This is a genomic window from Streptomyces sp. Root431 (genome assembly GCF_001426585.1).
Classification (GTDB): Bacteria; Actinomycetota; Actinomycetes; order Streptomycetales; family Streptomycetaceae; genus Streptomyces; species Streptomyces stackebrandtii.
In genome coordinates this window covers 420,933-440,294 of the sequence record NZ_LMEI01000006.1, presented here as the reverse complement: position 1 = coordinate 440,294, position 19,362 = coordinate 420,933, and the positions used below count along the sequence as shown (strand labels likewise).

At 71.4% G+C, this 19,362-nt stretch carries 14 protein-coding genes; 6 read left to right on the top strand and 8 right to left on the bottom strand.

Features of this window, described 5'->3' with window-relative positions; translation table 11 throughout:
- Positions 1 to 29: 29 nt before the first annotated feature.
- The 3 genes from ASC82_RS06425 to ASC82_RS06415 form a co-directional block, all read right to left on the bottom strand.
- On the bottom strand, positions 30 to 1,136 hold the full coding sequence (locus tag ASC82_RS06425; RefSeq protein ID WP_079039090.1) for a DUF1996 domain-containing protein: 1,107 nt from the start codon (positions 1,134 to 1,136) through the stop codon (positions 30 to 32).
- A gap of 36 nt (positions 1,137 to 1,172) precedes the next feature.
- Positions 1,173 to 3,350 carry a discoidin domain-containing protein gene (locus ASC82_RS06420; protein ID WP_056642787.1) on the bottom strand — a complete coding sequence of 726 codons (2,178 nt, stop codon included), beginning with the start codon at positions 3,348 to 3,350 and terminating at the stop codon, positions 1,173 to 1,175.
- 143 nt (positions 3,351 to 3,493) lie between these two features.
- Complete coding sequence (locus tag ASC82_RS06415; protein WP_056642784.1) at positions 3,494 to 5,683, bottom strand: discoidin domain-containing protein; 2,190 nt, start codon at positions 5,681 to 5,683, stop codon at positions 3,494 to 3,496.
- Positions 5,684 to 5,872: 189 nt separating this feature from the next.
- On the opposite strand from ASC82_RS06415, the gene ASC82_RS06410 reads away from it, so the two are divergent.
- Positions 5,873 to 6,943 carry a LacI family DNA-binding transcriptional regulator gene (locus ASC82_RS06410; RefSeq protein WP_056642781.1) on the top strand — a complete coding sequence of 357 codons (1,071 nt, stop codon included), beginning with the start codon at positions 5,873 to 5,875 and terminating at the stop codon, positions 6,941 to 6,943.
- 18 nt (positions 6,944 to 6,961) lie between these two features.
- Here the strand turns inward: ASC82_RS06410 and ASC82_RS06405 are convergent, their stop codons facing one another.
- From ASC82_RS06405 to ASC82_RS06385, 5 genes are all read right to left on the bottom strand, one after another.
- Complete coding sequence (locus ASC82_RS06405; protein ID WP_056643378.1) at positions 6,962 to 7,969, bottom strand: phosphotransferase; 1,008 nt, start codon at positions 7,967 to 7,969, stop codon at positions 6,962 to 6,964.
- A 208-nt stretch (positions 7,970 to 8,177) separates the two neighbouring features.
- Positions 8,178 to 9,569, bottom strand: coding sequence for a GH1 family beta-glucosidase (locus tag ASC82_RS06400; protein ID WP_056643376.1), 1,392 nt, complete (start codon positions 9,567 to 9,569; stop codon positions 8,178 to 8,180).
- A 44-nt stretch (positions 9,570 to 9,613) separates the two neighbouring features.
- Entirely contained in the window at positions 9,614 to 10,453 is an 840-nt protein-coding gene (locus tag ASC82_RS06395) for a carbohydrate ABC transporter permease (protein ID WP_056643373.1), read from the bottom strand.
- A 34-nt stretch (positions 10,454 to 10,487) separates the two neighbouring features.
- Positions 10,488 to 11,480, bottom strand: a complete 993-nt coding sequence (locus ASC82_RS06390; RefSeq protein WP_056642778.1) for a sugar ABC transporter permease — start codon at positions 11,478 to 11,480, stop codon at positions 10,488 to 10,490.
- Positions 11,481 to 11,491: 11 nt separating this feature from the next.
- On the bottom strand, positions 11,492 to 12,796 hold the full coding sequence (locus ASC82_RS06385; protein WP_056642775.1) for a sugar ABC transporter substrate-binding protein: 1,305 nt from the start codon (positions 12,794 to 12,796) through the stop codon (positions 11,492 to 11,494).
- Between the two features lie 171 nt (positions 12,797 to 12,967).
- On the opposite strand from ASC82_RS06385, the gene ASC82_RS06380 reads away from it, so the two are divergent.
- From ASC82_RS06380 to ASC82_RS06360, 5 genes are all read left to right on the top strand, one after another.
- Positions 12,968 to 14,266, top strand: a complete 1,299-nt coding sequence (locus ASC82_RS06380; RefSeq protein WP_107105835.1) for an ROK family transcriptional regulator — start codon at positions 12,968 to 12,970, stop codon at positions 14,264 to 14,266.
- A gap of 157 nt (positions 14,267 to 14,423) precedes the next feature.
- Positions 14,424 to 15,089, top strand: coding sequence for an SDR family NAD(P)-dependent oxidoreductase (locus ASC82_RS06375; protein WP_056643370.1), 666 nt, complete (start codon positions 14,424 to 14,426; stop codon positions 15,087 to 15,089).
- A 422-nt stretch (positions 15,090 to 15,511) separates the two neighbouring features.
- The gene (locus ASC82_RS06370; RefSeq protein ID WP_024761587.1) at positions 15,512 to 16,504 is read left to right on the top strand and encodes a helix-turn-helix domain-containing protein; all 993 of its coding nucleotides are present in this window, start codon (positions 15,512 to 15,514) and stop codon (positions 16,502 to 16,504) included.
- A gap of 360 nt (positions 16,505 to 16,864) precedes the next feature.
- Positions 16,865 to 18,400 carry an FAD/NAD(P)-binding protein gene (locus tag ASC82_RS06365; RefSeq protein WP_079039087.1) on the top strand — a complete coding sequence of 512 codons (1,536 nt, stop codon included), beginning with the start codon at positions 16,865 to 16,867 and terminating at the stop codon, positions 18,398 to 18,400.
- 133 nt (positions 18,401 to 18,533) lie between these two features.
- Entirely contained in the window at positions 18,534 to 19,346 is an 813-nt protein-coding gene (locus ASC82_RS06360; protein ID WP_056642766.1) for a class II aldolase/adducin family protein, read from the top strand.
- Positions 19,347 to 19,362 lie beyond the last annotated feature (16 nt).

Sequence of the window (19,362 nt, the reverse complement as noted above, 5' to 3'; positions counted from 1 at the left end):
GGGCGTCCGGGCCGTGCGGGGGTGACGGGTCAGGGCAGCCGGTGGTCGGCGTTAAGGACCGCGCCGCGTTCGGGGTGGTTCTGGTCGTAGCCGCGCGTGTCGCACTGGAGGCCGCCCACGATGCAGTGGTCGACCAGGGCCTTGAGGGTGCGCTCCTCCCACGCGTTGAAGAAGTCGTAGTGGAAGGAGTAGCCGCGGCCACTGGACAGGCGGACCTGGCTCATGTCGCCGTTGACCGGGAACGCCATCTTGAACTCGATCATCGGCAGGGCGACCGGGTGGGAGGCCGGGCACATGTTGTCGTTGGTGCCGGGCTTGACCACCGGGTAGGCCATGTGGCTCTTGTGGTCAGGGGTGTCGAGGTACAGACCGTTCCAGCAACTGGGCGCCTGGAAGCGGATGTTGAGCTTCACGTCGGGCCGGCTCGGACAGCTCGTCGGGAAGTCGACGTTGAAGAAGCTCTCGCCGCATTCCCAGCCCTCGACGAAGCCCTTGTGGGCGCGGAACTCCTCGGCGCTCTGCATCGGGCTGCCGACGACGTACCGCAGTCCCTTGGGGAAGGGACGGACGCTCCTGTAGTCGGTGACGCCCGACTTGTAGTAGATGACCTGGGGGCCCTCGGGCAGGATCTTCTGGTCACCCTTGAACAGGGAGGGCATCCAGTACGCCGAGGAGTCGGCCGGCGCGTTGCACGTGGTGGGTCCGCCCGTCAGGGAGGCGGTGGTGGACCGGGCGTCGGTCGAGGTGTTCCCCATGAACGTGTGGTCGTGGGACGCGCCCGGCTGGCCGGGATAGACGATCGGGTCGTCCGGTGCGGTGTGGGTGACGTAGCAGTTGGCCTGGAACTCGCGGTGGTAGGCCGGCGGCGGTGTCGCGGTGGACGGGGTGACCCCCGTGACCTGCGGGTTCGCGGGGATGTAGCCGTCTCCGTCGGCGTCGTCGGCCGACGGGAGGGCGGAGGCGCCCATCACGTGCGCGACGGGGGCGGTGCCCACCGCGTGTCCGCCGTGGGCGGAGGCGGACGTCCCGCTCTCGCCGCGGGCGGTGACGGCGCTGTAGGTGTCGACGGCCAGGGCGGAGACGCCCAGGGCGGTGGCGAGCAGTAAGGCGGACAGGGTCCGGCCGCGGATTCTCATCATCTTCTCCTCGTTCTCCTCGTTCTCCTCAGGGCGTCAGCTGTAGACGCCGAACTCGTGGAGGGAGTAGCCCCAGCCGGTGCCGCGCGCGGTGAGCTGGAGCCTGACGTACCGGGCGGTGGCGCCGGCCTCGACGGTGTCGACGTCGCCGTTGCCGTCGGTGGTGGTGTGGAGGGTCTTCCAGGACGTTCCGTCGTCGGAGACGCGGACCTCGTAGGCGCGGGCGTAGGCCGGGTCCCAGACGAGCTGGAGGCGGCGGAAGGCGCGGACGGAGCCCAGGTCGACCTGGATCCACTGCGGGTCGCTCCAGTCGCTGGCCCAGCGGGTTCCCTGCTTGCCGTCCGTGGCGTTGGCGGGCGGGCAGGGGCAGTCGCCGTAGGAGGCCTGGAAGGAGGAGGCGGTGGTGGGCCTGTCGAGGGCGATGTTGGTGCCGGTGACGGGCGGGGCGACGACCTTCACGGACCTGGTCTCGATGCCGGCGTTGCCGCGGCCGTCCTCGGCCTGCACGTACACCTTCCACACGCCGAGCTTCTCCGGCGCGGTCACGGCGTAGGAGCCGTTGCCCAGGGAGCGGGACCGCGCCTCGACGAGTCGCTTGTCGCCGTTGGCGTAGTTTCCGCTCAGGAGGATCCTGGTGGTGACGGGGTCGCCGTCGGGGTCGCGGACGTCGGCGCGGACGGTGAACTCGCCGCCGGCCGGGGCGGATCCGGCCTGGTCGACCGTCATGCCGCTGATGACGGGCGGGGTGTTGTCGCCGGCGATGCTGCCCGCGTAGGCCTTCTTGACGGCGTAGTAGGACAGGCGCTTGAGGCCGGCGGGGAGCAGGTTGAACCAGACGCCGCCGAAGTCGTGCTCGGTGCCGTAGTGGAAGACGGTCGCGCCGAGGCCGACGCCCTGGTGTCCGACGACGCAGTTCCAGGCCTTGGTGTAGCCCTCGGCCTTCTGGACGTCGGTGGGCTCGTCGGGCACGCCGTTGGCGTCCTTGGGCATCTCCCATTCGCCGGCCGGTCCGGTCTCCGTGATGATGTACGGCTTGGTGTAGCCGCCCTCCTGCCAGTCCTCGCGCACTCCGCAGATGTCTCCGTAGGAGTTCATCGAGTAGAGGTCGAGGTCGGGTGCGTTGCGCTTGTAGTAGGGCCAGGCTCCGGTCCAGGCGTCCGTGGAGGTCACCGGGTGGTCGGGGTCGATGGTGTGGATCTTCTTGGCGACGTCGTTGACGAAGGTCGTGTAGGCGTTGCGCTGGGCTTCGAGTTCGGTGCCGCTGTAGCAGTTCTGCAGGCCGAGGACGGACTCGTTGCCGACGTTCCACATGAGCGTGGCCGGGTGGGACTTGTAGGTGTCGACCCACTTGGCGAACTCGGTGAGCATGGTGTTCTTGTAGGCGGTGTCCGTCACGTAGTTGACGCAGCCGCCGGAGCCGGGGCCGCCGCCGGGCTGGAGCCAGAAGCCGTTGATCACGCGGATGCCCTGGGCGGCCGCGGTGTCGAGCAGCGGCTTGGTGCCGCCGTCGGTGCCCCAGGTGCGGATGGTGTTCACGCCCATGGACTTGACGTCGGGCATGTACCGGCCGGCGTCGGCGATGGCGGGGCCCCAGGTGACGCCCTTGACGGTGTAGGGCTGTCCGCCGACGGTCAGCTGCCAGTTGCCCTGGGTGCCGGTGACGCGGACGGCCCCGCCGGGGCCGGGGGGCGCCGAGGTGGAGCCGTAGACCTGGAACTCCCAGAGGGAGTAGCCGTATCCGGTGCCCCGGGTCACGCCCTGGAGGCGGACGTAGCGGCCGGTGCCGCTGACGGTGAGGTCGTCGGTGCCTCCGTCGCCGGCGGTCACGGACGAGACGGTGCGCCAGTCCGTGCCGTTGTCGGAGAGCTGGATGTCGTACGCCTTGCCGTAGGCGCCCTCCCAGTTCAGTACGACACGGCTGATGTCGGCGACGGCGCCCAGGTCGACCTGGAGCCACTGGCCGTCGGTCCACTGGCTGGCCCAGCGGGTTCCGGTCAGGTCGCCGTCGACGGCGGCGGACGCGGAGTAGGCGGCGCCCTCGCTGGAGGAGGCGGTGGCGGTCTTCCCCTGGGAGAGCAGGGTGGGCGCGGCGGTGGCCGGTGCGGCCGTCAGCACGGTGGCGGACGTGGCGAGCAGCGCGCCGAGGGAGACGAGGGATGCGGTGGTACGGGCGCGGGCGCGCCGTCGTTGCGTCGGGGCGGTGATCCTGGTCATGGAGGCTCCTGGACGGACAACGGTGGGGGTGGGACACCCCCGGTGAGGGGATCGCCTTCCGGGCGGCGCAGCGGGGACGGTGGTGCCGCCCGGAAGGGGTGTGGGGGTCGGGGCGCGCCGTACGGGGCGCCCCGACGGGGCCGTCAGGGGAAGTTGACGACGGTGGAGGGGACGGTCTCGGTGCCCTGGGTGGGTGCGCCGATGTCGTTGATGACGTGGTCGAAGTGGCCGTTGCCGCCGAGGGAGACGGTCAGGAGGCTGTGGAACTTCACGCCGGGCTTGACGGGTGCCTTGAAGCCGTGGTCCTGGCGGATGGTCGGGTCCACGTTGTAGTAGCAGTAGCTGCCCAGGCCCCAGCCCTCGTGGGTGTTGACGGAGTCGTCGACGCGGTAGGCGGCGTACCCCTTGGTCGTGCCGTTCTGGATGGCGGCCTGGTTGGGGGCGTCGTAGGCCTTCTCGTTCTGGAAGAAGATGGTGCGGCCGCGCTCGCCGTACCACTCGACGTCGTACTTGTTGAAGTGCTCGACGAAGAGGCCGGTGGCGAGGACGTCGTCGCCGTTGACGCGGACGCCGTAGTCGGACCGGTTGGTCTCCCAGCCGACGCCCTCGCCGTGGTCGGCGCGCCAGACCCAGGTGTGGTCGACGATCGTGTCGTCGTTGTTGACGATGATGCCGGTGGTCGCCTTGCCCGCGCCGGCTCCGCCGACGCGGATGTATACGTCCTGCACGGTGGTGGGGTTGCCGGCGTGGTCGGCGGAGGCGTTGTTCGGGCCGATCTCCAGCAGGCTCGGGGAGTTGACCGGTCCGGCGTCGACGAGGAAGCCGGCGAGGCGGACGCCGTCGACGTCGGCGACCTTCATCGCGGTGACGCCGTTGTCGGGGATGATCGTGGCGAGGCCCAGGCCGAGGACGATGGTGTTCGCCCGGTTCACGTTGATCGTCTGGTCGACGTGGTAGACGCCGGGGGTGAAGAGCAGGTGCAGCCCCTGCGCGAGCGCCTGGTTGATGGTGGCGGCGGTGGCGCCGGGCTTCACCACGTAGAACTGGCTCAGCGGGACGGACTCGCCCTGCGGGGTGCCGGCGGCCCAGCTGGTGCCGCGCGCGTTGGTCCGCTTGGCGGGCGCGAAGACCTTGTACTCGCTGCCGTCGAGGTAGAGGTAGGGCTTCTCGCGGGAGATCGGCGTGGTGTCGAGCGTGGTGTAGCGGGGCTCGGGGAACGAGGTGGCGGGTGCGCCCTCGACGCCGGAGAAGACCTGGTTCCACACGCTGTTGGACCAGCCGCCGATCGAGCTGTCCCGGGTGTACCACTGCTGCTGCGAGTAGTTGCCGATCTGGCCGTCGACCTTGGAGTCGGCGATGTAGCCGCCGCTGGCCCAGCCGTAGCCGGTGGGGGCGAGGTTGAGGCCGCCCTTGACGTGCATGCGGCGGAAGGAGGAGGCCTGGGAGACGGCCCAGCGGTTGGTGCCGTTGACCGGGTTGAGGGTCAGGCCTTCGGCGCCGCGCCAGAAGTTCTGGGTGGCGTTGCCGTTGAACCAGCCCGCGTCGACGGTCACGTCGCCGTTGATGGTGGTGTCTCCGGGGCGCAGGCCGAGGCCGGCGATCTGGGTGTAGAAGCCCAGCTGCGCGTTGAGGCCGTTGTACGTGCCGGGCTTGAGGAGGAAGGCGTGGCGGCCGGCGCCGAACTGGGCCGACTCCTGCTCCTGGAAGACCTGGTCCAGCTTGGCCTGGATGTTCGGGGTGGACGGGTCGAGGACGTGCACGTTGGGACCGAGGTCGCCGCCGCCCGGGAGGGTCGGGCCGCCGCCGTCGGTGGAGCCGTACACCTGGAACTCCCAGAGGGAGTAGCCGTATCCGGTGCCGCGGGTGAGTCCGTTCATGCGGACGTAGCGGCCGGTGCCGGAGAGGGTGACGTCGTCGGTGCCGCCGTCGCCGCCCGTGACGGTCGTGACGGTCCGCCAGTCCGTGCCGTTCTCGGAGGCCTGGATCTGGTAGCTCTTGCCGTAGGCCCCCTCCCAGGTCAGGAGGGCGCGGCTGAGGGTTGCGCTCTGGCCGAGGTCCACCTGGACCCACTGGGCGTCGGACCACTGGCTGGCCCAGCGGGTTCCGGTCAGGTTGCCGTCGACGGCGGCCGAGGCGGCGTAGGCGGCCCCTTCCGTGGACGAGGCGGTGGCCGTCTTGCCCTGCGAGAGCAGGGTGGGGGCGGCGTGCGCGGTCGCGGCGGGCAGGACGGCGAGCAGGCCGCCGGCGAGCGAGGCGACGAGTGCGCCGACGGTGGCCCGTCGGACGGCTGAAGCGGGGCGCCGGAAGGCCGGCGGGGACCCGACGGAAGACATGGGGGCTCCTCGGTGTACATGGCGGAAACATGGGAGAGCGCTCTCCGAAACCTTGCCCGGCCCGCGCATTGACGGTCAAGGCGTACGACAGGGCTTTTCTTTTGGCTTTCATTAAGTGACGACCTGGTTCGCCGCCGTCCGGACGAAGCCGTCCCGCCACCGGACACCGAGCCCCGATATGGTGCACAAGTGGGGAATCGACGGGGTGCGCAGGCGGGGAACCGGGGACCGACTCTGGAGGACGTCGCACGGGAGGCGGGGGTGTCGCGGGCGACGGTGTCCCGGGTCGTCAACGGCGTGCGCAACGTCGCTCCCGACATCCAGCGGTCCGTACGCGACGTGATCGCCCGCACCGGCTACACGCCCAACCAGGCCGCCCGCTCCCTGGTGACGCGCCGCACCGGGACCGTCGCCCTGGTGCTCTCCGCGACGGGGAAGGCCTTCGCCGCCCGGGTGTTCTCCGACCCCTTCTTCGGGCGGGTGGTGGACGGCATCCTCCCCGTACTGCGCGAGCGCGCGATCCAACCGGTCATGCTGGTCGCGGAGTCGGAGCCGGCCAGAGCCCAACTGGTCGAGTACCTGCGGCGCGGCGGGGCCGACGGCGCACTGGTGGTCTCGCTCGACGAGGACGACCCGCTTCCCGCGATGCTGGTGGCGGCCGGCGTCCCCACGGTGCTCTTCGGCCGCCCCCGCGACTCCCTGCGGTGCGGCTTCGTCGACCTCGACAACGCCGCGGGCGCCCGGCTGGCCGCCGAGCACCTGTGGGCCACCGGCCGGCGGCGCCCCGCCACCATCGCCGCACCGGTCACCGCCCCCGCCGCGCGCGAACGCCTCGACGGCTTCCGGGAGGCGCTCGCGGCCCGCGGCCTGACGTCGGTGCCGGTGGTACGGGGACGGTTCACGGTGGAGAGCGGCAGCCTCGCCATGGCGCGGCTCCTGAAGGACCACCCGGAGATCGACGCGGTGTTCGCCGCGAACGACCTGATGGCTCAGGGCGCCTGCCGGTACCTGGGCGAGCAGGGCGTGGCCGTCCCCGGCTCCGTGGCCGTGGTGGGCTTCGACGACTCGGTGGCCGCGCGGACGGCCCGGCCACCGCTGACCACCGTGCGGCAGCCGGTGGAGCGCATGGCGGCGGCCATGGCCGGGCTCCTGATCGAGGAGCTCGACGGTGGCCGGGCCGACCGGGCCGCGGCCCGGAATCCGGCCGAACCCGCCTCGAAGGTGTTCGAGCCGGTGCTCGTCGTCCGCGAGTCCGCCTGACCCCGCCGCACCCGCACGTCAGGTGTCCAGGGCGTCCAGTGCGGCGAGCTGTCGCGTGAGGTACTCGGCGGACCAGGTGTCGCGCTGGGACGCAAGCTCCCCTTCGTAGGCGCGGGGTACGACCTCCACGCGCATGATGAGGGTGAGGTAGACCCGGTAGAGGGCCAGCCGTATACGGGCGCCGGTGTCGATGGTCAGGCCGGGAGCGAGGGAGCGGTAGCCGGCCATGAGGTCGGGGTCGTCCTCGGCCGAGCCGAGCGGGTCGAGTCCGACGAGCTCGGCCAGGGGGTCGCCGAAGAAGGCGCGTTCGCCGTCGATGAGGCCGCTCAGCCTCCACTCGCCGTGCCCGGTCCGGTCAAGGACGAGGTTGCCCTCCCAGGCGTCGAAGTGGACGAGCGCGGGGCGACGGACCTCGGCGAGCCGGTGGCCGAAGCGTCCGGGCAGGTCGGCGAAGAGCGCGGCCGGGACGGGCAGGGTGACCTCGAACCGGATCGCGTCGGCGAGGACGGCGTGCAGCATGGCGGTGAACGCGGACGGCCAGTCGGGTCCGGAGAGGCCGAGGGCCGGTCGCGGGTAGCCGTAGGCCGGTCCGGTGACGGTGGCGATCCGGGCCACGGACTCCCCCAACCGGTGGCGCAGCGCGGCGCGGTCGGCCGGGGTGAGCCGGTCGCGGGCGTCGTCCCAGGTGGTGCCGTCGACGTAGGTGAGGAGCAGCCATTCGGCGGGGGTCCCGGGGCCGGCGGGCTCGTAGTGGAGGACGGTGGGCACGTGGGCGCCCGCCCGGGCGGCGAGGCGGTGGAAGAGTGCCTCGGTGTCGAGGAGGCCCTGCTCGTGGGTGAGGGCGAGGGCGCTCCCCCGGGGAGCCGTCTTGAGCACCAGCCGCCGCCCGTCGGCGAGTTCGAGCAGACGGGCGGAGTTGTAGAAGCCCCCGCTGAGGACGGTGTCCCGGACGACCGTCACCGGGCCGAGCACGCGGCGCAGCCGCTCGGCGGCGAACTCGGCGCTGTCGGCGGCGCTTTCGGCCACGCTTTCGGCGTCGCTTTCGGCGTCGTTTTCAGGCCCCGGTGGAAGGGACGGAACGGCGGTGTCGGCCATGGGACGCTCCTGGACGGGAAGCCTCGGGCGGGGACGGTGGGGCGACGGCGGTGTTCTCCGGAAGGCCGCCACGGCGGGGCGAGCAGCCGCGGTGCCGGGGCGGCCCTCCGGAGTCTACGAGGGCGCGCGGGCCGCCCGCTCAGCCCGCGGTCGTCTCCCGGTGCGCCCGGATGATCTCCGCGTACCGCCGCCCGCTGGTCTTCACGGTCCGCTTCTGGGTCGCGTAGTCGACGTGGACGAGGCCGAAGCGCTTGTCGTAGCCGTAGGCCCACTCGAAGTTGTCGAGCAGGGACCAGGCGTAGTACCCGGCGAGCGGGGCGCCCTTGCGCAGGGCGCGGGCGCAGGCGGCCAGGTGCTGCTCCAGGTAGCGGGTGCGGTCCGGGTCGTGGACCTCGCCGTCGGGGCCGACGGTGTCGGGGAAGGCCGATCCGTTCTCGGTGACGTACAGCTTGCGTATCCCGTAGTCCTCGGTGAGGCGCAGCAGGAGGGCCTCCAGGCCACCGGCGTCGATCTGCCAGTCCATGCCGGTGCGGGGTACGCCGGGGAGGCTCACCTCGCGGGCGTGCGGGACGGGTCCTGCCGGGTCGTCGGCGACGGTGACCGGGAAGTAGTAGTTGAGGCCGTGCCAGTCGAGCGGGGCGGCGATGGTCTCCAGGTCGCCGGCCCGCTCGGGGAGGTCGACGCCGTACAGCTCGCGCATGTCGGCGGGGAAGCCGCGGCCGTACACCGGGTCGAGCCACCAGCGGTTGGTGTGACCGTCCATGCGGGCGGCGGCGGCGACGTCCTCGGGCCGGGTGGAGGCGGGGGCGACGGTGGAGTGGTTGGTGACGAGGCCGACCTGGGCGCCGGGGGCGGCGGCGCGGATGGCCTGGGTGACGAGGCCGTGGCCGAGGAGCAGGTGGTACGAGGCCCGCACGGCGGCCGTCAGGTCGGTGTATCCGGGGGCCATGCGCCCCTCCAGGTGGCCGATCCAGCCGGAGCAGAGGGGTTCGTTGAGGGTGGTCCACTGGGTGACGCGGTCGCCCAGGCGCTCGGCGACGACGGAGGCGTACGCGGCGAGGTGTTCGGCGGTGGCCCGCTCGGTCCAGCCGCCTCGGCTGTCCTGCACCCGGTCCTGGAGGGCCTGGGGCAGGTCCCAGTGGTAGAGGGTGACGGAGGGCGCGATGCCGGCGTCGAGGAGGGCGTCGACGAGCCGGTCGTAGAAGTCGATTCCGGCGGCGTTGACGGGTCCGTCGCCGCCGGGGACGACCCGGGGCCAGGCGATCGAGAGGCGGTAGGCGTCGGTGCCCAGGCCCTTCATCAGGGCGACGTCCTCGGGCCAGCGGTGGTAGTGGTCGCACGCGGTGTCGCCGTGGTCGCCGTTGTCGATCGCGCCGGGGGTGCGGGAGAAGGTGTCCCAGATGGAGGGGGCCCGGCCGCCCTCGGCGACGGCGCCCTCGATCTGGTAGGCGGAGGTCGCCGTGCCCCAGGCGAAGGACGCGGGGAAGGCATCCAGGTCGAGCGCGGTGCGGGAGTCGGTGGATTCGGACACGGAGAACCTCTTCGTGATCGGCGTGGAGAAGGTGGAGAAGGACGTCACTTGACCGCACCCGCGGTGAGGCCGGCGACGAGGTAGCGCTGGAGGAGGAGGAAGCCGACGACGACGGGGACGCTCACCACGAGGGAGGCGGCCATCACCTGGTTCCAGTACACGTCGTTCTGGGTCGCGTAGCCCTGGAGGCCGACGGCGAGGGTGCGGGTGGTGTCGTTGGTCATGACGGAGGCGAAGAGGACCTCGCCCCAGGCGGTCATGAAGGCGTAGACGGCGACGGCGATGATGCCGGGGGACGCCGCCGGGACGATCACCCGGAACAGGGCCCTGATCGGCCCGCAGCCGTCGACCTTGGCGGCCTCGTCGAGTTCGCGCGGGATCGAGTCGAAGTAGCCGGTCAGCATCCAGATGGAGAACGGCAGCGAGAAGGTCAGGTAGGTGAGGATCAGCCCTTCGCGCGAGCCGAAGAGCGCGATGCCGGTGGCGTTGCCGATGTTGACGTAGATGAGGAAGAGCGGCAGCAGGAAGAGGATGCCGGGGAACATCTGCGTCGACAGCACCGTCACGGTGAAGACCCGCTTGCCGCGGAACTCGTAGCGACTCACCCCGTAGGCGGCGAAGATCGCGACGACCACCGAGAAGACCGTGGCGGCGCCCGCGACGACGAGGGAGTTCACGAAGTAGTCGGCGAGGGGGACGGTCTCCCAGATGTCGAAGTACGGGCGGATCGTGAGCCCCGAGGGGATCCACTGGAACTTCCCCGAGACGTCCTCCAGCGGCTTCAGCGAGCTGGAGACCATCACGAACACCGGCAGCAGCACGAAGGTCGTGAGGAGCGTGAGGAAGATCCGCCGGGTCCACAGGAACGAGCGGGGAGCCGCCATCGGGGAGCGCGGGACGGTGCGCCCGCGTACGTGCTCAGACATCGGAGGTCTTCCTTCCGCGGGTGGTGAGCAGGAGGTAGACGCCCGTGACGACGAGGAGGAAGAGCAGCAGCAGCACCGACATGGCCGAGCCTGTGCCGAAGTTCCAGGTCTGGAAGGACGACTGGTAGATGTGCAGCGAGACGAGGTCCGCCGCCTCGGGGGCCGCCTTGCCGAAGAGCACGAACGGCGTGTTGAAGTCGTTGAACGTCCACAGGAACAGCACCAGAACGAGGACCTGGTTGACCGATCGCAGTGACGGCAGGGTGATGTGCCGGATCTGCTTGATGACGCCGGCGCCGTCGAGGGCGGCCGCCTCGTACATGTCCCGCGGGATGTTCTGCAGTCCCGCCATGACGGTGAGGAAGGCGAACGGCCAGCCCTTCCACACGGAGACGACGAGCAGGGCCCAGAAGCTGTTGTCGCCGATGAGCCAGAAGGCGGGGCTGTCGCCGATGCCGAGCTGGTCGTGGAGGACGTGGTTGATCAGGCCGTTGTCCCGCTGGAACATGAACGCCCAGGTGATGACGGCGGCGTAGACGGGCAGGGCGTAGGGGACGAGGAACAGGGTCCGGAGGATGCCGCGGCCCCGGAAGTTCTCCTGGAGGAAGATCGCGGCGGCCGTCCCGAGGAACCAGCACAGCGCCACGGACAGGACGGTGAACAGGCAGGTCGTCAGGAAGGACTTCAGGAGAGCCTGGCCGACGGGGGCGTCGAAGTCGATCGCGACGGTGTAGTTGTCCAGCCCCGACCAGGGCGCCTCGGACCAGTTGCGGATGTAGAACTGGGTGAGCTCCTTGAAGCTCATGCCGATGCCCATGAGCATCGGGACGAGGTGGACGAGGAGTTCGAGGAGCAGGGCGGGCAGGAGCAGCAGGTACGGCAGTGCGATGCGGCGACGCCCGGAGCGGCGTGGTGCGGGTGCCTCTCCGGGTGCGGCCTTGCGCACCGCCGGCTCGCTCGGGCGAGCGAGGGCGGTTCTGGTCATGGAGGGGCTGCCTACTTCTTGGGCATCTGCTGCTGGGCCTTGTCGAGCTTGGCCCGCACGGACTCGGTGGTGACGGGCCGCCCGGCGGCGGCGTCGGCGAACAGCTCCTTGACGGCCGTGCCGACCACGGTCTCGAACTGGGACTCCTCGGGGACCTGCGGGAGCGCGGCGGCGCTGGAGGCGAGGGTCTCGCGGATGACGTCGAGCGACGGGTCGGCGAACGAGGGGTCCTTCTGGGCGCCCTTGACCGGCGGCACGGAGCCGTAGGTCTTGTTGAGGATGACCTGCTCCTCGTCGCTGGTCATGAACTTCACGAACTTCAGGGCGCCGTCGAGGTTCTTGGTGTTCTTGAAGACGGCCATGTTGATGCCGGCGACCATCGAGTTGGTCTGCCGGCCCGCGCCGGGCTTGCCGGAGGGCACCGGGGCCGGGACGACGCCCCACTCCTCGGGGGTCATGCCCTGGGAGGCGAAGGTCTGCGAGGGGGTCTGCCAGAGGACCATGCCGGTCTTGTTCTTGGCGAAGTCGCTCAGGGACTGGTTCTGCGCGTACTCGGCGTTGCCGGGGGCGACGATCTTCTGCGTGGCCATCAGGTCGACGTACTGCTTGACCGCCGCGACGGCACCGTCGGAGGTGAAGTCGGCCTTGCCGTCGGCGGTGAAGAAGTCGGCTCCGTGCTGCTTGCCGAGGGCGAAGACCTGGTGGATGTTGTTGGAGAGGTTGGAGCCCTCGACGCCGAGGCCCCACTTCCCGCCCTTGCTCAGCTTCTTGCCGGCGGCGATCACCTCGTCCCAGGTGGTCGGCGGCTTGGCGATGCCGGCGTCCTTGAACATCTGCTTGTTGTAGTAGAGGGCGTAGGCCATGGAGTAGAGCGGGACGGCGGCCGGGTCCTTGCCGGGGGTGCCGGTGGAGCCGAGCGCGGAGTCGACGAAGCGGTCCTTGCCGCCGATGGAGTCGAAGTTCTTCGCGTCGAAGGGGAGCAGCGCGCCGGTGGACTGGAGGGAGGCGCTCCAGGTGTTGCCGATGTTGAGCACGTCGGGACCCTGGCCGGAGGTGGCCGCGGTGAGGATCCGGTTGAGGAGGTCGGACCAGGGGATCACCTCCAGCTTGACCTTGATCCCGGTCTCCTGCTCGAACCGGTCGAGTTCGGGCTGCAGGACCTTCTTGTCGACCTCGAGGCTGGAGCCCTGGTTGGAGGCCCAGTAGGTGAGGGTCTTCGGCGTCGCCTCGCCGCTCTCCCCGCCGCCGCAGGCGGTGGCGGTGAAGGCGAGGGAGAGGGTGACGGCACCGGTGACTGCGGCTCTGATTCTGCGCATGGCTCCTGGGCCCTTTCGGGGGATGGCGGGGATGCCGACGGAGGACAGCGCCTGACCGCTCTCCGTGACATCGGCTTAATTTAGGATGTGAGTTAAACCTCGCGGGAAGGTCGCGTCAAGGCCTGTACTGCGGGTATGTTGCAACGAACGACTTCAGAGACGGGGACCGAAGTGCACGCGAGAAGTGGCCGCACGGTGCGTGACCTGCGGCGTGAGAACCGCACCGCCGTTCTGCGCAGGCTGTACTTCGACGGGCCGAAAAGCCGCCTCGCGCTGGGCCCCGCGACCGGCCTCAGCTCAGGCTCGGTCAGCAACGTCGTCGCCGAGCTCCTCGCGGAGGGCCTGGTCGAGGAGGCCGGCAGCGTCGACTCGGCCGGCGGACGCCCCCGCACGCTCCTGCGCGTCACGCCGGACAGCGGCTTCATGATCGGCGTCGACATCGGCGAGACCCGCATCAGGATCGAGCTGTTCGACCTCACCCTCACCGAACTCGCCCGCGCGGAGCGGGCGCTGGCCAGCTCCGGGCCCCGCACCGAGCGCTACGACGTGGACCTCGTCGTCGCCCACCTGCGCGAGGGCATCGCCGAGGTGCTGCGGTCCGCGGACGTCCCCGTCGAGCGCCTGCTGGGCATCGGCGTCGGGGTCCCCGGGATCGTGGACCACGGCGAGGACGGCGCCGTCGTCCACGGCCAGACCATCGGCTGGGACACCGTCCCCCTGGAACGGCTCCTGCGCCGGGCCGTCGACCTGCCCGAGACCGTGCCGTACTGGATCGACAACGGCGCCAAGACCCTCGGCCAGGCCGAGATGTGGTTCGGCGCCGGTCGCGGCGCCCGCAGCGCCGTCGTCGTCCTCTTCGGCTCCGGCGTCGGCGCCTGCTCCGTCGCCGACCCCATGGAACCGGGCCGCGCCCTCGAATGGGGACATCTGACGGTACGGGTACGAGGGCGGCGCTGCCGCTGCGGCTCCCACGGCTGCCTGGAGGCGTACGCCGGCGCCGAGGCCCTGCTCGAACGGTGGCGCGAGGCCGGCGGGCGGCCCCCGGCCGGGGCGGACGAGGAGACCGCGCTCACCGCGATGCTCGCCGCCGCCCACCCCGAGGATCCGGACACGGCCCCCGACGCCACGGCGCTCGCCGTCCTGGACGAGACCGCCGAGTACCTCGGCGCGGGCTTCGCCGACCTCATCAACCTCTTCCAGCCCGAGCGCATCCTCGTGGGCGGCTGGGCCGGCCTCCAGCTCGGCACCCGCTTCCTCGACACCGTCACCCGGTACGCCGGCGCGTACGCGCTCCGCTACCCGGCGAGCCGGACGAGCATCGGCCTGGGCACCCTCGGCCCCCAGGCCGTCACCGTCGGCGCGGCCCTCCTGCCCCTGGCCGACTTCTTCGCCCGGGGCGGCCGCAGTCCCGAGACGGAGCCCACCGTCCCCGCACCCGCCTGGCAGGCCGCTCTCCAGGACCGCGTCTGACGCGGCGGCCCGGCGCCCGACCCCCGCGACTCCCTCGGCATCACGCTCCGTGTCCGCCGTTCGCTCGCACGGGTGGTTCCTCCCCGGCGGTGGCGGTGACCGGGTCGAAGATCGTCGTACGCTCCCCGTAACCATTCGCAGGAACAAGGGAGTTGTGGTGTCCACAGCAGTGGTGGTCGGCGCCGGGCCGGGGATCGGGAAGGCCGTGGCCGCGCGGTTCGCCCGGGAGGGGTACTCCGTCGCCGTGATCGCGCGGACGAAGGAGACCGTCGCACGGGTCGCCGAGGAGATCGGGCGGGACGGCGGCAGGGTGCTGGCCCTGACCGCCGACAGCACGGACGAGGAGGGCCTGCGGGCCGCCCTCGACACGGTCGGCGAGGAGCTCGGACCGGTCGAGGCGGCCGTCTACAACGCCGCGCTCATCCGCCGCGACTCCCCCGGGGAGCTCGGCGCGCGGGGGCAGTTGGACGCCTGGGCCGTGAACGTGGTGGGCGCGCTCACCACGGCGAGCCACGTGGCCCCGGGCATGGCCGAGCGGGGGCGCGGAACGATCCTGGTCACGGGCGGAATGCCGCGCATCACGCCGGAGTACGTCAGCCTGGGCCTCGGAAAATTCGGTGTCCGGACCCTGGTCGACCTGCTCGACGCGCAGTACGGTCCGGCCGGGGTGCATGTGGCCTCGGTGACCGTCCCGGGGGCGGTGGCGCCGGGGACCGCGTACGACCCGGACGACATCGCCGAGCACTACTGGCGCCTCCACAACCAGCCCCGCGACGGCTGGGAGCGCGAGGTCGTGCACGGGGGCGTACCGGCGGCGCACTAGGGCCCGAACGCGCCACCGGGCGGCGCCGTCAAGGCGGCCTTTCCGGACTCCGCGCCCAAGGACCGCCCGGGATCACGCCTTGAGCGCGCCGGGCGCGCACCGGGACAGGAAAGCAAGAGCCCCTTCGGTCACGCACCGACGGGGCTTCAGCCATGTCCGGGGCGAGCGGACATTCGTGAATGTTCCATGAACTACACAGTGCGACAGGGGCCGCGCCCCCTTCCCGTGGATATACACGAACAAGGAATCCTTGTTCGAACGGCGCTGACGCAAATCCAACTGCCGGGCGGCCGAGCCCATGGAGCAGGATGAGGAGCATCTGTGCACAGAACCGGTAACGGTTCTCGGGAAAGGAGAAAAAACATGCCCCGCGAGCCACAGGGCAACTGCATATCTCTTTCGGCGGCCCCGGGACGATTCACATGAGCGCTGTCCTGCTCGACCCGCCCGGCCCGGTCCGAACCCTGCGCACGGGGGAATCCGATCTGCACCGCGGATTCCATGCCTGGGGGGATCTCGTCACGGACACCTGCGGTCCGCTGCGCGTCTACCGGACCGAGCCCGGTCACTTCGAAGGGGCCATCGCCACGGGCACCTTCGGCACCGTCCAGCTGGCCGAGGTCCAGGCCGGCCCGCACGCCGTCGAGCGCACCGCGCTGCTCGCCACCAGGGCGGCGGCCGCTCCCCTCTACCTCGCGTGCGTCCTCGAGGGAGAGGTCCGCGTCCAGCAGGGCGACCTCTCGGCCGTCGCCCGCGCGGGCAACCTCTTCTGCTACGACAGCTCCCTCCCCTTCAAGCTCTGGATGCGGCAGCCGATCCACATGGTCACCGTGAAGTTCGGCCACCACCTGGTCGACCTCAGGGCCGGGGTCGAGCACCCGCTCCGGGCGGCCACCTGGTCCGGCTCCGAGGGGGCCAGCGTGCTCCTCGCCGACCTGCTCCGCAGCGCCGCGCGGAACATGTCCCGGCTGGACCCGGCCATCGCGGACCACCTGGGCAGCAGCGTCGCCAGCCTGGTCGGAGCCGTCTGCTCGGAGAAGCTCGGCGAGGCGGTGAGCGACCCCGTCCAGGCCCGCCGCGCCCTGCTGCACCGGATCAAGACCTTCGCCCGCGCCCGCCTCGGCTGCTCCGAGCTGAGCCCCCGGCTGCTGGCCAGGACGCACAAGATCTCCCTGCGCTACCTCCAGCTGCTGTTCCAGGACGAGGACAGCAGTCCCGCCCTGTGGATCCGCAACGAGCGGCTGCGCCGCTGCCGTGACGACCTCTCCGATCCGCGCACCGCCCATCTGACGGTGGCGAACATCGCGGAGCGCTGGGGCCTCGACAGCGCGTCGCACTTCAGCAAGCTGTTCCGCGAGCGATACGGGGTGGCCCCCCGCGAGTGGCGCCGCCAGTCCTCGCGCGGACTCCCGTAGCCCGGCGGCCGGCCCGGCCCTCCCGGTCGTCCCGGCCGGCCCTCCCGCCCCTTCCGCACCTCCACCCACACCCCCTCCCCCACTTCCCCCACCCTCCCCTTCCCCCTCTCTCCTCCCTGCTCCCCGTACCGGTGCGCGCGTCCAACCGGCGTGCGCAAACCCGTTATGCCGCATGCGTGTTCGCGCCAGCGGCGCGGGCGGGAAGCAAGGAGACTGGAGCCCGATTTCACAGGTTTTGCGGTTCGGTTCTCCCGATGTTCCGGCACCCGTCTTCCGCATTTCTTTCCGCGCCTGTTCCGATCGGTTTTCCCTCAGCAAAAGAACGGACATCATCCGCGCCATTGAACGGGGTTCGCTCGAATGTTGTTTCCTGCGAGAATCGGCATCATCGGAGGCGGCGCCTCCGCCGTATGCCTGCTCGACACTTTGAGCCAGCGCGAAGAAATTCCCGAGTCGGTCACGGTGTTCGACCCCTCCCCACACCTGTGGCGGGGCCGCGCCTATCAACCCGACGCGGCGACCCTGCGGGTGAACGCCCCACCCGAGGACATGACCGTCCGGGCCGGCGACCCGGAGCACTTCACCCGGTGGCTGGAAGCGCGGGCCGTGGTCCTCGGCACGCGTACCGACCACGTCGACGCCCGGTCGGGCATCGCCTTCCCTCCCCGGGCCCTGTACGGCGACTACCTGGAGCAGTGCGCCCGCAGCGCGCTGAACCGGCTCGCGGCCCGCGGCAGCCGCATCCGGCTGGTCCGGTCCGCCGTGGTCGACGTGGCGCGCGAGGACGGCTCCCTCGTCGCGTACACCGCCGACCGCACCCCGCACGCCCTCGACCACGCCGTGCTCTGCGTGGGCACCGGGGAACCGGCCGACCCGCACGGGCTGACCGGCACGCCGGGGTTCATCGCGGATCCCTACCCGGTCGTGCGCCGGCTCGCCGGCATCGGCGAGCGGGACCGGGTCGTCGTGGTCGGCAGCGGGCTCACCGCCGTGGACGTGGTCCTGCAGCTGACCGCGGCCGGGCACACCGGCGAGATCGTCATGGCCTCCCGGCGCGGGGTGCTGCCGAGCGTCCGCCAGCGGCCGGTGGAGCGCGAGCTGCGCTACTTCACCGCGGCGCACTTCCGCGCCGTCGCCGCCCGGGGCGGACGGCTCACCATCGACGAGGTGGTCTCCCTGATGGGGGCCGAGCTGGCGGACGCCGGATCGGGGCTCGACTCCGTCTCGGAGGAGATCGCCTCCTGCGGAGTCGAGGACCCCGTCGCCCGGCTGCGCCGCCAGTACGACCTCGTGGACGGCGCCGACCCGGGCCTGCGGCTCCTCCAGCGCGCGGTCCCGGACACGGGCCCCGACGTCTGGCCGCTGCTGCCCGAGCACGAGCGGACCCGCCTGCTGCGGGACCACTACCGGACCGTCATGAGCCTGTGCTGCCCCATGCCGCCGGCCAGCGCGGCGACGCTGCTCGACCGGGCCGACCGGGGCCTGCTGCGGATCGTCCGCGGCGTGGAGCGCCTCACGGCCCGGCCGGACGGGGGCTTCCGGCTGGTCGGCGACTCCGGCGTCGAGGACGCCGATGTCGTCGTCAACGCCGTCAGCCCGGGCTCGGCCCGCGTCCCGCGCGGGGCGTCGGCGCTCGTCGACGCCCTCGTCCGCAGGGGGCTCGCCGTCCGGCACCCGCGGGGCGGCGTCCACGTCGCCCGGTCGACCAGCGGGCTGCTCGCCGACGGGGAGACGGACCGGCGGATCCACGTGCTCGGCGACCTCGCGTCCGGGTCGCTCTTCTTCACCTTCGGCGTGCCCTCGTTGGTGGACAGGGCCGTGGACATCGCCGACGCGGTGCACGCGGAGGCCGCCCGTACCCCCGTCGCGTCCGCGAACGGGGTCCGCGCCCTGTGACCCGGTCCGACACGCCCGAGCCCCCGCCCGTACGCGTACACGCCTCCCTGGCACCGACACGCGTACCCACCTCCCTCTCAGCCCTCTTATCCGGCCGGACACCGGCCGCCCCACACGACCGAGGAGCCCGCACATGACCGAGATCGCCACGCAGGAACGTGCCGACTACCTGGCCGACACCCACACCGGCCTGCCCATGCCGACGGAACCCGTCTTCGACTCCGTGGAGGACGACCGCAGGCACCGCAAGCAGCGCCTGACCGCCGCCCTGCGCCTGTTCGGCAAGTACGGGTACGGCGAAGGCGTTTCCGGACACATATCGGTACGAGATCCCGAGGGCGACGACCTGTTCTGGGTGAACCCGTTCGGCGTCCCCTTCAGCCGGGTGAAGGTCCGCGACCTGATCCTGGTGAACTCCGAGGGACGGGTGGTCCAGGGCCACCACCGGCTCAACCCCAGCGCCTTCGTGATCCACTCCGCCATCCACCGCGCCCACCCGGGCGCCGTCGCCGCCGCGCACGGGCACACCCCGTACTCGCGGGCGCTCGGCGCGCTCGGCCGGCTGCTCGAACCGCTCGACCAGGAGTCCGCGGCCTTCTACCAGGACCAGGTCCTCTACAGCGACTACGAGGGCCCGTCCATCAGCCTCGCGCAGGGCGAGGACATCGCCGCCCGGCTCGGCGACAAGCGGTCGATCCTGCTGCGCCACCACGGTCTGATCACCGTCGGCGGCTCGGTCGACGAGGCCGTGCACTGGTTCTTCACGTACGAGGCCGCCGCCCAGGTGCAGTTGCTCGCGGCCGCCGCCGGACAGGTGCAGCCGATGAGCCACGAGCAGGCCGTCGCGGCCCGCGACGGCTTCGGGGACCGGCACCTCGGCTGGTTCAGCTTCCAGCTGCTGTGGGACGAGATCGTCCACGAGCAGCCGGACCTGCTCGACGAGTGACCGGACACGGGCCGAC

Excerpts from the sequence above, each read along its gene's own strand:
- ASC82_RS06395 (WP_056643373.1), bottom strand. The coding sequence starts at position 10,453 with ATGGCGGCTCCCCGCTCGTTCCTGTGGACCCGGCGGATCTTCCTCACG.
- ASC82_RS06385 (WP_056642775.1), bottom strand. The coding sequence starts at position 12,796 with ATGCGCAGAATCAGAGCCGCAGTCACCGGTGCCGTCACCCTCTCCCTC.
- ASC82_RS06425 (WP_079039090.1), bottom strand. The coding sequence starts at position 1,136 with ATGAGAATCCGCGGCCGGACCCTGTCCGCCTTACTGCTCGCCACCGCC.
- ASC82_RS06390 (WP_056642778.1), bottom strand. The coding sequence starts at position 11,480 with ATGACCAGAACCGCCCTCGCTCGCCCGAGCGAGCCGGCGGTGCGCAAG.
- ASC82_RS06420 (WP_056642787.1), bottom strand. The coding sequence starts at position 3,350 with ATGACCAGGATCACCGCCCCGACGCAACGACGGCGCGCCCGCGCCCGT.
- ASC82_RS06365 (WP_079039087.1), top strand. The coding sequence starts at position 16,865 with ATGTTGTTTCCTGCGAGAATCGGCATCATCGGAGGCGGCGCCTCCGCC.
- ASC82_RS06415 (WP_056642784.1), bottom strand. The coding sequence starts at position 5,683 with ATGTCTTCCGTCGGGTCCCCGCCGGCCTTCCGGCGCCCCGCTTCAGCC.
- ASC82_RS06360 (WP_056642766.1), top strand. The coding sequence starts at position 18,534 with ATGACCGAGATCGCCACGCAGGAACGTGCCGACTACCTGGCCGACACC.
- ASC82_RS06370 (WP_024761587.1), top strand. The coding sequence starts at position 15,512 with ATGAGCGCTGTCCTGCTCGACCCGCCCGGCCCGGTCCGAACCCTGCGC.